Source organism: Lactiplantibacillus herbarum (genome assembly GCF_001039045.1).
GTDB lineage: Bacteria > Bacillota > Bacilli > Lactobacillales > Lactobacillaceae > Lactiplantibacillus > Lactiplantibacillus herbarum.
In genome coordinates, this window is sequence record NZ_LFEE01000018.1 from 116,221 (window position 1) to 128,477 (window position 12,257).

The 12,257-nt window shown below is 45.1% G+C and carries 12 protein-coding genes; 11 read left to right on the forward strand and 1 reads right to left on the reverse strand.

Annotation, left to right across the window (positions count from 1 at the left end; genetic code table 11):
* Positions 1–9: 9 nt before the first annotated feature.
* From ACG95_RS05645 to ACG95_RS05675, 7 genes are all read left to right on the forward strand, one after another.
* Complete coding sequence (locus tag ACG95_RS05645) at positions 10–825, forward strand: TlyA family RNA methyltransferase (protein WP_047999582.1); 816 nt, start codon at positions 10–12, stop codon at positions 823–825.
* Between the two features lie 91 nt (positions 826–916).
* Entirely contained in the window at positions 917–1,375 is a 459-nt protein-coding gene (locus ACG95_RS05650) for an arginine repressor (RefSeq protein ID WP_047999583.1), read from the forward strand.
* A gap of 91 nt (positions 1,376–1,466) precedes the next feature.
* Positions 1,467–3,161, forward strand: coding sequence for a DNA repair protein RecN (gene recN, locus ACG95_RS05655; protein WP_047999584.1), 1,695 nt, complete (start codon positions 1,467–1,469; stop codon positions 3,159–3,161).
* Between the two features lie 212 nt (positions 3,162–3,373).
* The gene (locus ACG95_RS05660) at positions 3,374–4,555 is read left to right on the forward strand and encodes a betaine/proline/choline family ABC transporter ATP-binding protein (protein ID WP_173425507.1); all 1,182 of its coding nucleotides are present in this window, start codon (positions 3,374–3,376) and stop codon (positions 4,553–4,555) included.
* On the forward strand, positions 4,555–5,184 hold the full coding sequence (locus ACG95_RS05665) for an ABC transporter permease (protein WP_047999586.1): 630 nt from the start codon (positions 4,555–4,557) through the stop codon (positions 5,182–5,184). Before ACG95_RS05660 ends, ACG95_RS05665 begins: the two co-directional genes overlap by 1 nt.
* Before the next feature lie 11 nt (positions 5,185–5,195).
* Complete coding sequence (locus ACG95_RS05670; protein WP_047999587.1) at positions 5,196–6,131, forward strand: osmoprotectant ABC transporter substrate-binding protein; 936 nt, start codon at positions 5,196–5,198, stop codon at positions 6,129–6,131.
* Positions 6,131–6,784 carry an ABC transporter permease gene (locus ACG95_RS05675; RefSeq protein WP_047999588.1) on the forward strand — a complete coding sequence of 218 codons (654 nt, stop codon included), beginning with the start codon at positions 6,131–6,133 and terminating at the stop codon, positions 6,782–6,784. The genes ACG95_RS05670 and ACG95_RS05675 overlap by 1 nt, the downstream gene beginning before the upstream one ends.
* Before the next feature lie 177 nt (positions 6,785–6,961).
* Here ACG95_RS05675 and ACG95_RS05680 read toward each other — a convergent pair whose 3' ends face one another.
* On the reverse strand, positions 6,962–7,297 hold the full coding sequence (locus ACG95_RS05680; protein ID WP_152668292.1) for a hypothetical protein: 336 nt from the start codon (positions 7,295–7,297) through the stop codon (positions 6,962–6,964).
* Between the two features lie 192 nt (positions 7,298–7,489).
* On the opposite strand from ACG95_RS05680, the gene gmk reads away from it, so the two are divergent.
* From gmk to priA, 4 genes are all read left to right on the forward strand, one after another.
* A complete protein-coding gene (gene gmk, locus ACG95_RS05685; RefSeq protein ID WP_047999590.1) occupies positions 7,490–8,110 on the forward strand; it encodes a guanylate kinase in 621 nt (206 codons plus the stop codon).
* Positions 8,107–8,319: a DNA-directed RNA polymerase subunit omega gene (gene rpoZ, locus ACG95_RS05690; protein ID WP_047999591.1), complete on the forward strand. Its 213-nt coding sequence runs from the start codon at positions 8,107–8,109 to the stop codon at positions 8,317–8,319. The genes gmk and rpoZ overlap by 4 nt, the downstream gene beginning before the upstream one ends.
* 162 nt (positions 8,320–8,481) lie before the next feature.
* Positions 8,482–9,708 carry a bifunctional phosphopantothenoylcysteine decarboxylase/phosphopantothenate--cysteine ligase CoaBC gene (coaBC, locus tag ACG95_RS05695; protein ID WP_047999592.1) on the forward strand — a complete coding sequence of 409 codons (1,227 nt, stop codon included), beginning with the start codon at positions 8,482–8,484 and terminating at the stop codon, positions 9,706–9,708.
* A gap of 14 nt (positions 9,709–9,722) precedes the next feature.
* Positions 9,723–12,140, forward strand: coding sequence for a primosomal protein N' (gene priA, locus ACG95_RS05700; RefSeq protein ID WP_047999593.1), 2,418 nt, complete (start codon positions 9,723–9,725; stop codon positions 12,138–12,140).
* The last annotated feature ends 117 nt before the right edge of the window (positions 12,141–12,257 follow it).

Here is a 12,257-nt window from a genome sequence, read left to right on the forward strand (position 1 = left end):
TTAAATTAGATGGAAAAAGAACGAATTGACGTATTATTAGTACAACAAGGTTTATTTGACACCCGTGAAAAAGCTAAACGGGCCGTGATGGCTGGTGAAATTCTGGGTGTTAATGAAGAACGACTGGACAAACCAGGTGTGAAGATTCCCGTTACGACTGAATTACACTTAAAGGGTAAACCCATGCCTTACGTGTCACGCGGTGGGTTAAAGCTAGAAAAAGCGTTACAGAGCTTTAAAATTGACGTTACGGATAAGACGGTACTTGATATCGGCTCATCTACGGGTGGTTTTACGGACGTAATGCTCCAAAATGGCGCCAAATTAAGTTATGCCTTGGATGTTGGTAGTAATCAACTCGTGTGGAAGTTACGACAAGATCCACGGGTCGTTGTTATGGAGCACACGAACTTCCGTTATAGTAAATTGGCTGATTTCCAAGAAGGTCAACCTAATTTTGCTTCGATTGATGTTTCGTTTATCTCATTGCACTTAATCTTGCCACCACTGCATGCAATTATTGCTAACGGTGGCTCGGTGGTCGCTTTGATCAAGCCGCAATTTGAAGCTGGTCGTGAGAATGTCGGTAAGCACGGGATTGTCCGTGATCATGCCGTGCATACCGCAGTGTTAACGGATATTGTGAACTTTGCTCAGGCTAGTGGCTATAACGTGTTAGCACTCGATTATTCACCAATTAAGGGTGGCGAAGGTAATATTGAATTTTTAATTCATTTACAAGCCACTGATGAAACACCTGAAATTGGTCCGAATGTATCGATTGAAAAGACGCAACAAGCGGCTTACGAGCAATTGAATAAGTAGTAAATTTTAAATCCGGACTTTCATATTTATGCAATTTGGCTTATGATGTGTTTAAATAAAGTAAGTATGAAGAGATACCGGGGGTGATCGGGTGAAAAAGCAGGAGCGCCAACGCTACATTAAACGATTATTGAGTTCAAATGAAATTGAACGTCAAGAAGACTTTGTCAGGTTACTGAGTGCCGAAAATATCGAAGTCACACAAGCGACAATCTCGCGCGACATTAAGGACATGCAACTGGTGAAGGTTCCCTCGGTAACGGGTGGCTACCACTACAGTATGCCGGTCCAAAAGCAAATGGATACGGAAAAGAAGCTCAAGCGGACGTTAAAAGATGCTTACGTGTCCTACGCAACGCAGGATAAGCTTGTGTTGATCAAAGTGTTACCCGGTAATGGTCCGGCTTTGGCCGCATTACTGGAGTCCATGCACTATGATGAAGTTTTTGGGACGCTGGGTGATGATGCCAATGTGCTCATTATCTGCAAGTCATTAGCGATGACTTTGGAACTGCAACAAAAAATTCAACGCCTACTGAGTGATAATTAACTCAGTTAGTGATGTCGACCTGTTCACACGTGTGTCAGGTCGCTTTTTTTAAGAAAAATATGAGCGCAATTTCTTTTAGGGAGGGCTTGCGGTGTTACAAGAATTATCAATTACGAATTTTGCCATTATTGAACGTTTGGATATTACGTTTGAGGCCGGGATGACTGTCCTGACTGGTGAGACGGGTGCCGGTAAATCAATCATTATTGATGCAGTCGGACTTTTGGCCGGTGGTCGTGGGTCCCAGGAGTTTATTCGGACGGGTGCGGACAAAGCGGTTTTACAAGGCATGTTTATCTTACCAGCTGATGGTGTGACGGCCCAATTACTCGATGAGGCCGGGATTGAGCACGCGGATAATACGGTCATTTTACAGCGCGAAATCGCCAAGAGTGGCCGTAATACCTGCCGTATTAACGGCATGCTGGTCAATACGACCACACTGAAACAGATTGGGGAAACGATTGTTGATATTCATGGTCAAAATGAACATCAGGAATTGATGCAACCAGAAAAACATTTAGGGTTATTGGATGAGTTTGCTACGGCTAAGATTCGCAAGCTCAAGGCTCAGTATCAAGTTCAGTATGATGATTATCAACTGTTGAACCGCGAATTACGACAAAAAAACGCCAACGAAAAAGAGTGGGCGCAACGTTTGGATATGCTGAATTTTCAGGTCGATGAGATCGCGACGGCACAGGTTAAGGTTGGCGAAGAAGCTGGCCTGATCGCTGAACGGGATCGCTTAGATAACTACCAGACTATCAGCCAAGCCTTGCAACAGAGTTACACCTTATTAGCTGCCGGAGAGGAAACGAGCGGCGCAGTTGATATGGTTGGTACCGCAATGAACGCGCTAGAACCGATTGCCAATCTTGATCCAGCTTTTAATGAGATTGCAGTTAACGTTAAGAATGCTTTTTACGGCTTGCAAGACGCGGCGGGTCAGATTTCTAATGAACTTGATCTGCAAGAATTTGATGAGGGCCGGTTAGATGAGATCGAACAACGCTTAGAGATCTTGAATCAATTGAAGCGTAAATACGGTGATTCGGAACAACAAATCTTGGATTACTACCAGAAGATTGCGGCAGAGCTGGCTAAAATGACTGACTCAGAAGAGAACAGTGAAGGACTAGCGCAGCGGGTTGCGGATCAGAAGGCGGCAATCTTGAAGACTGGGGAAGCCCTGTCTGATAAACGTCGTGCGGCCGCCAAAGTATTGCAGCGTCACATTCATCAGGAGCTTAAAGACCTGTACATGGATAAAGCCATCTTTGAGGTTCGCTTTAAGCCAACTAACGGTCAGATCTATCGGAGTGGTTTGGATAGTGTCGAATTTTATATTCAGACGAACCCGGGTGAACGGATGCGACCATTAGCGAAAATCGTATCTGGCGGTGAGTTGTCACGGATGATGCTAGCGCTAAAGACGATATTCTCTGAGTCACAAGGGATCACGAGTATCATCTTTGATGAAGTTGATACCGGTGTCAGTGGTCGTGTGGCACAAGCTATTGCTGAAAAAATTAGCGGAATTGCTCGCTTCTCACAAGTTTTATGTATTACGCATTTACCTCAAGTAGCAGCGATGAGCGATCATCATTACTTTATCGCTAAGACGATTACGGGGAATAGAACTAAGACGAGTATTACGCGTTTAGATCAACCATCACGCGTGCAGGAATTAGCACGGATGTTGGCTGGGACAAAGGTGACTAAGTTGTCGTTGGAACATGCAGAAGAATTGTTACGCTTAGCTGATGAGGCTAAAGCACAGTAACCTAATTAGGAAGGACTGATTATTTAGTCAGTCCTTTTTTTGTTGCTGGCGTTAAATAGGATGAGAATAGGACTATTAACCATTTTAACTGGTTTTTGCGTATCAAGTCGTTTGCATTTTCCTTTCCAAGTAAGTTATGCTTAATTAGTATACAGTTTATTAGTGAAATAATAAGCTGAAAATAGATTGGAGTGATGAAGTTGTTTCTGACAATGGAACATTTGAATAAAACGTATCCGGGTGGCAAGGTCGCCGTTGAAGATTTTAATTTAGAAATCGAAAAAGGTGAATTTGTCTGTTTCATCGGAACGTCTGGTTCGGGTAAAACAACTACGATGCGGATGATTAATCGGATGTTGAGTCAGACTTCGGGCACCATCAAGTTGAATGGCGAGGACATCAGTCAGATTGATCCTGTGAAATTACGCCGCCAAATCGGTTATGTGATTCAAAATATTGGGCTAATGCCTCATATGACGATCCGTGACAATATTACGTTAGTGCCACGACTCTTAAAATGGTCTCAAGACAAGATGAATGAACGGGCCAAAGAGATGATCAAACTGGTTGAATTACCAGAAGACTATCTAGATCGCTACCCATCACAATTATCTGGTGGACAGCAACAACGGATCGGGGTTGTCCGTGCGTTAGCAGCTAACCAAGACTTAGTGCTAATGGATGAACCATTCGGTGCGTTGGACCCGATTACGCGTGAAGCCTTACAGGACTTAGTAAAAGATTTACAAGAACGTCTGGGTAAAACATTCGTCTTCGTGACCCATGATATGGACGAAGCGCTTAAGCTGTCGACGCGCATTGTTGTGATGGACGGTGGCGATATCATCCAAGTGGACACGCCAGATGGTATTTTACGGCACCCAGCCAACGAATTCGTTGAGAACTTAATTGGGAAAGATCGGTTGATCCAAGCTCGTCCAAGTATTACGACGGTTGGACAAGTGATGCTGAAGAATCCAATTGCAACGACGCCTGGTAAGTCATTGACGGTAGCGTTACGTCAAATGCATGATAAACGGGTCGATTCGTTGTTAGTAACGGATGAAGCCGGTATCTTAAAGGGTGTGATCGGCATTGAAGATGTCGATTATAACTTCAACTCTGCAACCAGTGTTGGCGATATCATGAAGCGCGATATTTTCTACGTGCAATCCAGTTCGCTAATCCGTGATACGGTTGAACGCATCTTGAAGCGGGGATTGAAAAATATTCCCGTGGTCGATGAGAATCACCGTTTAGTAGGGATTGTAACCCGCGCAACGTTGGTTGATATTGTGTACGATGCCCTCTGGGGTGATGAAGATGAAGACGAAGCTTCTAATAATATTCATCATGGAGAGGACGACGCCCCCGCTGAAGGCGGTGAGCAATAATGATAACTTTTCTACAGAACTATGGTGGACAGTTACTACTGAAAACGTGGCAGCACCTTTATATTTCGGCGTTCTCATTATTTCTAGGCGTTATTGTCGCAGTGCCAATTGGAATTTTGCTAACTCGTGCAAAGCCGATTGCTAACACTGTCATGGCGATTGCCAGTATGTTGCAGACGATTCCTGCCATGGCACTACTAGCGTTAATGATTCCGTTCTTTGGAATCGGTGCAATCCCAGCTATCGTCGCACTTTTCATTTACTCGTTATTACCAATATTGCGTAATACCTATTTAGGAATGAAAGACGTTGAGCCGGCTTTGATCGATGCTGCTAAGGGTATGGGACTGACTAACTGGCAGTCGATTATCAAGGTAGAGGTACCCATGGCCGCACCAGTAATCATGGCCGGGATTCGCTTGTCGGCAACGTACGTTATTGCATGGGCTGCCTTGGCATCATATATTGGTGCGGGTGGTCTTGGGGACTTCATCTTTAACGGGTTAAATCTCTACCGGACGGACCTGATCTTAGGTGGTTCGATTCCAGTGATTATTTTGGCCCTCATCGTTGATTGGTTATTGGGTAAGCTGGAAGCAGCCGTTACTCCCAAAACCACGCAATCGTAAGGGGGATGAAAATGAAGAAAATTAAAAAGTGGCTGTTAGGTGTGGTGGCGACCGTTGCTAGTGGTGTCTTATTAGCTGGCTGTGGTTTCCCGGGTCTGTCAGGAACGTCATCTGATACGATTCGAATCGCCTCACAGAATACGACTGAACAACAAATTATGGCTTACATGATTCAAGATATGATTCAGCATTATTCTAAGCTGAATACCACAATTATTAATAACTTAGGTTCAGGGACCGTTAGTTTTAACGCCCTGAAAAATGATCAGGCGGATATTTCAGCAATTCGCTACACTGGGACTGACTTAACGACGATCCTAGGTGAAAAAGTGGATCGTAACAACGTTAAAGCAACTGATAAAAAGGTGGCTGATCAGTTTAATAAGAAGTACAAGATGACTTACTTCCCATCTTACGGATTTGCAGATACTTACGCGTTCATGGTTACCCAGAAAACGGCGGATAAGTATCATCTGAAGACGGTCAGTGACTTGAAGAAGGTCTCTTCTAAGTTAACGGTTGGTTTGGATCAGATGTGGCTAGAACGTAAAGGTGACGGTTACGATGCCTTTCAAAAGCTGTACGGTTATCAATTCGGTAAAACTTATCCAATGCAGATTGGGTTAGTCTACGATGCGCTGGAATCTGGTAAAATGGATGCCATTCTTGGTTATTCAACGGATGGTCGGATCGGGAGTTATGATCTGAAAATCTTGAAGGATGATAAAAACTTCTTTCCAACATATAATGCCAGTGCCGTCGCTTCGAATAAAGTCTTGAAACAACATCCAGAGTTGAAATCTATTTTGAATAGATTGAACGGCAAAATCAGCTTGAAGACGATGCAAGGTTTGAATTATCAAGTGGATAATAATTTAGTGGAACCTGAAGTTGTTGCTAAACAGTTCCTCGAAAAACATAACTACTTTGAAGGAAGTGATAAGTAATGGCACAAATGAATTTAATGCAACAGTTGATTTATTATTATCAACAGAATGGTGTGTACGTCTTGAGCCAGTTTACTCGTCACTTTCTGATCTCGATTTACGGGGTACTGTTTGCAGCGATTATTGGAATTCCAATCGGAATCTTTATCGCGCATCATAGTCGCTTAAGTTCAACAGTGATTGCGATTGCGAACGTCATTCAGACGATCCCATCTTTAGCGATGCTCTCAATCATTATGATTGGGCTAGGCTTAGGTGTGAATACAGTGATTGTGACGGTCTTCTTGTATGCTTTACTCCCAATCATCAAGAACACCTATACTGGGATGTTAAACGTCAATTCTAGTATCTTGGATTCTGGTAAGGGGATGGGGATGACCCGCTGGCAGATTTTGCGAATGGTCGAGCTCCCATTGTCACTGTCAGTCATTATGGCTGGCTTGCGGAATGCGCTGGTGTTAGCTATCGGAATCACTGCTATCGGGACCTTCGTTGGTGCTGGTGGCTTAGGTGATATCATCATTCGGGGAACTAATGCCACGAATGGTGGGGCGATTATTCTTGCTGGGGCGTTACCAACAGCCTTGATGGCAATTATTTCGGACACGGTGTTAGCTTGGATTGAACGACGGGCCGACCCAACGCATAAATAGGCTATCTGATTAAAATAGTGCACAAAAAAAGATTGATTTACAGGGTTTCCATACCAACTTATTCAGGGAAGTTAGGGGAAACTGTAACATCAATCTTTTTATTTTGCACCAAAAATACCAAGATAATACGCAAGGTTGTATTGAACCTGATTTCACTTTTTGGTGCAAGGCTGGGTTTTATATCCGTTCAACGTAGCGAACGAAATTGGGATCAACGAGATGGGTTAGATGGTACTGATGGTTAATCAGTACGAGTTGTCCACTCGCAAGTGTTTTAAGAACACCGTGAATATTATAGGGGTGAGTTTCGGTCAAGTTGGGCTGCATCTGAAGCATGACTTGGTAATGTTGTTCCCGTGCTTGGGTTAAGAACAAATCCCGCTGAAAAGCCGGCATCGTTGGCATTAACGGCGCAACGATGGTCGGGGTAGCGATGAAGTCGTCCATAAATTGACGATAAGAAGCCTGTAAGTTTTTGGAAATTAGTTTTAAATTCGTTTGTTGATTTTGCATATTAGCCACCTCGAACATTTGTTTGTGTTTTCATTATACGAACAAATGTTCTGAAATGCAAGCCTTAAATTTATGGAAAATAGTGCGTTAAAATGAAAAAAGCCTGTGTAACCCTGATAAAACTTGCAATATAACGTTAAAAAGTGCAAAATAAACTTTAAAACATTATTTAATTAAGGGGAATTTGTGATCATGGCGAAACAAGGCATGTTAATCGTCCTATCAGGTCCTTCCGGTGTCGGTAAGGGTACCGTCCGTAAGGAAATTTTTGATTCAGATGATAACGATTTTCAATATTCAGTCTCGATGACGACTCGGAAAATGCGTCCGGGCGAAGTGGATGGCAAGGATTACTATTTTGTATCCAAAGAGGAATTCGAGGATGAAATTAAGAGCGGCGGTATGCTTGAATATGCCAAGTATGTTGACAATTACTATGGAACGCCCTTAAAATATATTAAGCAGTCACTTGCAGCTGGCAAAGATGTCTTTTTAGAGATTGAAGTTAACGGCGCCATGCAAGTGCGTGAAAAGATGCCAGACGGGGTCTTTATCTTCCTGACACCACCTGATCTTATGGTACTGAAGAACCGTATTATTGGTCGTGGGACCGATGATATGAGTGTCATCAATAAGCGGATGGCTAAGGCAGTTGATGAAATTAAGATGATGCGTAACTATGATTACGCCGTTGTTAATGACGAGGTTCCGTTAGCAGCTGAACGAATTAAGGCGATTATTCGCAGTGAACGTTTCAGTGTTAAGCGGGTTATGCCTCAGTATGAAGAAATGTTAGGAGATGCAGAATTATGATTTTATATCCATCAGTAGATGATTTATTGAAGCAAGTTAATTCACGGTATTCTTTGATTATGTTGGCTAGTAAACGTGCTCACGAATTGGATGCGGGTGCCGCACCAATGTTGAGTGACTACAAGTCAGTTAAAACGATCGGCCGGGCGATGGAAGAAATCGCTGCCGGAGACTTAATGATCGATCCTGACGAAACTGATGAAGATTAGTTAATGGAATCGGTGTGCTGAGCCAAATTAGGCTCGGCACTTTTTTTATGCTGAGATTAACGGACGTTGAGCTTCACCTAACTCGTAATTCTTGATACAATTGGACTATTAAAGTGCAAACACGTGCTGAGTGATTGGGACGTGTTTAAAGGACGTGAAGAAGTGAGTATTTGGACGCAACGCCACGTGACAGTGGTTGTCAGTGGTGGCATCGCTAGTTACAAGGCCTTAATTTTAATTCGAAGCTTAATGAAGCAGGGCGCCGTGGTACGAGTTGCCATGACCGCTCACGCGGCAGAATTTGTCACGCCGTTAACTTTTCAAACGTTAACTCAGCAGCCAGTTGTGCTTGATGAATTTACAACGACTGATCCAACGCACGTGGTTCATGTTGAACTAGCTGATTGGACGGATGTGATGGTCCTTGTTCCAGCGACTGCTAATCTGATTGCTAAGGTGGCGAATGGCATCGCGGATGATGCGGCGACCACGACCATCTTAGCAACGACGGCACCTAAATTCGTGGTACCAGCGATGAATTCACACATGTACGCTAACCCGGCAACGCAGCGTAATCTACAGCAACTGACAGCGGACGGTTTGCACGTCTTAACGCCCGCAACTGGCATGCTAGCTGAAGGGTACGTTGGTCAGGGACGATTGCCAGAGCCTGATGTAATCCTGGCTTGGTTAACGGACCAGTTGATTCAACAATCGGCTGATTTACCATTAGCGCACCGACACGTTGTCGTGACCGCTGGGGGAACCCGCGAAGCTTTGGATCCGGTTCGTTATATCTCTAACCGGTCGTCTGGAAAAATGGGTTATGCGTTAGCCCAGGTGGCACGTGAGATGGGTGCTGATGTGACTTTAATTAGTGCGACGACTAATTTGACTGCACCGGTGGGCGTGACGGTAGTTCCCGTGAGCTCGGCAGCTGAGTTATTAGCGGCAGTTACGGATGTCTTCGCGACAACGGATATTTTAATCATGGCAGCGGCTGTATCGGACTATCGGCCCGTTGATTCGGCCAGTCAGAAGATTAAGAAGCCGGCTGATCACGCTGACCTTAACTTACAATTAACCGAAACGCCTGATATTTTGAAAGTATTGGCGGTACGTAAACAGAACCAGTATATGATTGGCTTTGCTGCGGAGACGCAGGATTTGTTAGTCAATGCTAATCGTAAATTAACCAGTAAAAAATTAGATTTATTAGTCGCTAACGACGTCTCACAACCAGGTGTCGGTTTTAATGGTGATACCAACCAAGTGACGTTGTTACGGCCCAATCAGGAACCGGTCACAACGGCGTTAGCAACCAAAACGGCCATTGCACGGATCGTTCTAGAGACGGCCATTGCGGATGGTGCAAATAAGCAAGCTTAGAAAGGAAGGATCGTGTGGCACAAATTGCCCAAGTATTAGTCGATGTGCCCACTATGCAGACCAATCGACCGTATAGTTATCAGATTCCAACGGCTTGGCAGTCGCAGGTCCAACCTGGCATGCGTGTCGTGGTTCCGTTTGGACGTGGTAAACGGCGTGTTCAAGGGTTCGTATTAGCTTGTGACGACGTGACGACGTTTGATGGGGAATTAAAAGCCATTGATGCGGTCGTTGATCTGGCACCAGTATTGGACACGGAAGGGCTAGCAATGACTGAGTGGTTAGCCGCTAGCACCTTCTCATTTCAGATTACGTGTGCTCAGACGATGTTGCCAGCCGTGATGCGGGCTAAGTATGAGAAACAGCTACGGGTAACCGCAACGACGCCTGAAATGATTCAGCAGAGTCTCTTTCAGGGCCAGTCACAAGTGCCATTTGATGACGTTGCAACGACGCCAGCCGCAGTTAGTCAGTTATTACGACTACAGGCAGCTGGTCAAGTCGATGTCTATTATCAAGTTAAGAACCAGGCTCGTCGTAAGACCCAGCTTGGGGTTAAAACGGTATTGAGCGCATCGGAGCTCAAAGCAGCCGAACAAACGGTACGTGCGGGTTCAACCCAGCAGTTGGCCTTGTTAAAAGGGTTAGCTGCATTAAACGGTGAAACGCTGACCCAAAAAGAGTTTTGTGAGCGTTTTGGCGTCAGTGAAGCAACGGTACGAACGGGCGCACAAAAGGGCTGGTTAGAAAAAGTGGCCATTGAAATCTATCGTGACCCTTATGCGACTAGTGATATTCAGTCGACGACTGCGCTAAAATTGAACGCTGAACAACAAGTTGCGGTCGATCAGATTACCCAAGCAGTGGATGGTGACGCGGAAACGACCTTTCTATTAGAAGGGGTTACTGGCAGTGGGAAGACTGAGGTCTACTTGCAATCGATGGCTGCGGCCTTATCACAAGGGAAGACCGCACTGATGTTGGTCCCAGAAATCGCGTTGACACCACAGATGGTTCAACGGGTTAAGGGCCGCTTTGGGAAAGCTGTTGCAGTCCTTCACAGTGGTTTGTCTAACGGTGAGAAATATGACGAGTGGCGCCGCATTCAACGTGGTGAAGCTCAGGTTGTTGTTGGTGCCCGTTCAGCAGTATTTGCGCCGTTGAAGAATTTAGGCCTGATCGTGATGGATGAGGAGCATGAAGGCACCTATAAACAGGACGATGCGCCCCGTTACCATGCACGCCAAGTGGCCTTGTGGCGGAGCAAGTATCACGGCTGTCCAGTTGTATTAGGCTCGGCCACGCCATCACTAGAGACCCGTGCTCGCGCTGAAAAAGGTGTATACCAGCGTTTAGTACTGGCAGAGCGCGTTAATCAACGACCACTACCCAGTGTTTCAATTATTGATATGAAAAAAGAAATGCAGCAGCACGCTGAAAGTAACTTTTCGGCACCGCTGTTAGTCGCATTGCAGGATCGGTTAGATCGGCACGAACAGAGTGTGCTGATGCTTAACCGACGGGGCTACTCGTCATTTGTGCTCTGTCGGGATTGTGGTTTCGTGCTGAAGTGTCCTAATTGTGATATTTCATTAACGTTGCACATGGACACGCACACCATGAAATGCCATTACTGTGGGCATGAAGAAGCGATTCCACGTTCTTGTCCGAACTGCCATAGCCGTGAAATTCGGTATTATGGTACCGGGACTGAAAAAGTCGAGGAAGAGTTACAAGACTTATTACCCGACGCGAATATTATTCGAATGGATAATGATACGACCCGTAAAAAAGGTGCTCATGAGAAGCTACTGGCGAAGTTCGGCAGTGGCGAAGCGGATATTTTAATCGGGACGCAAATGATTGCTAAGGGACTAGATTTTCCCAATGTGACGTTAGTTGGGGTGCTGAATGCGGATACCGCGTTAGGATTGCCGGACTTTCGGGCAAGTGAGCGGACGTTCCAATTGCTGACACAGGTCAGTGGTCGCGCTGGTCGTGCTGAAAAGAGCGGCCACGTCTATATTCAGACGTTTAATCCTGATCACTATGCGATTCGCTTCGCACAGCACCATGATTACGAAGGCTTTTTCAAGTATGAAATGAAGATGCGTCATCGCGGTGGCTACCCACCTTACTACTTTACCGTGCAGATTACGGCCAGTGATGAGGATGAGGGTGTAGCTGCTAAACGGATGTACCAGTTATTGCAGTGGTTACGGCCACGGTTATCGCCAGATACGATGATGCTGGGACCAACGCCGAAACCAATTGCACGGGTTAACCGTCGTTATTACTACCAGATTGTGATTAAATATAAACAGGAGCCCAATTTAGCGGAGACGTTAACGACGCTACTGCACGAAACGCAGGCCCAACAACGCCAAGGATTGCAAATTGGTATTGATGTGGAGCCGTTGCACTTTATGTAAGTAAGTTCTTGAATATTTACAAATCAACGCAATTAGAATGCAATGGAGATGTACCTTAGCCCCCTTACGGCTAGTTTAGTTTTGAAAGGTCAAAATTGGCGCCCTATTTAGTGGTGA

Coding starts and splice junctions, on each gene's coding strand:
- ACG95_RS05645 (WP_047999582.1), top strand. CDS start 10: ATGGAAAAAGAACGAATTGACGTATTATTAGTACAACAAGGTTTATTT.
- ACG95_RS05660 (WP_173425507.1), top strand. CDS start 3,374: ATGGAACATTTGAATAAAACGTATCCGGGTGGCAAGGTCGCCGTTGAA.
- ACG95_RS05665 (WP_047999586.1), top strand. CDS start 4,555: ATGATAACTTTTCTACAGAACTATGGTGGACAGTTACTACTGAAAACG.
- ACG95_RS05670 (WP_047999587.1), top strand. CDS start 5,196: ATGAAGAAAATTAAAAAGTGGCTGTTAGGTGTGGTGGCGACCGTTGCT.
- ACG95_RS05675 (WP_047999588.1), top strand. CDS start 6,131: ATGGCACAAATGAATTTAATGCAACAGTTGATTTATTATTATCAACAG.
- ACG95_RS05680 (WP_152668292.1), bottom strand. CDS start 7,297: ATGCAAAATCAACAAACGAATTTAAAACTAATTTCCAAAAACTTACAG.
- gmk (WP_047999590.1), top strand. CDS start 7,490: ATGGCGAAACAAGGCATGTTAATCGTCCTATCAGGTCCTTCCGGTGTC.
- rpoZ (WP_047999591.1), top strand. CDS start 8,107: ATGATTTTATATCCATCAGTAGATGATTTATTGAAGCAAGTTAATTCA.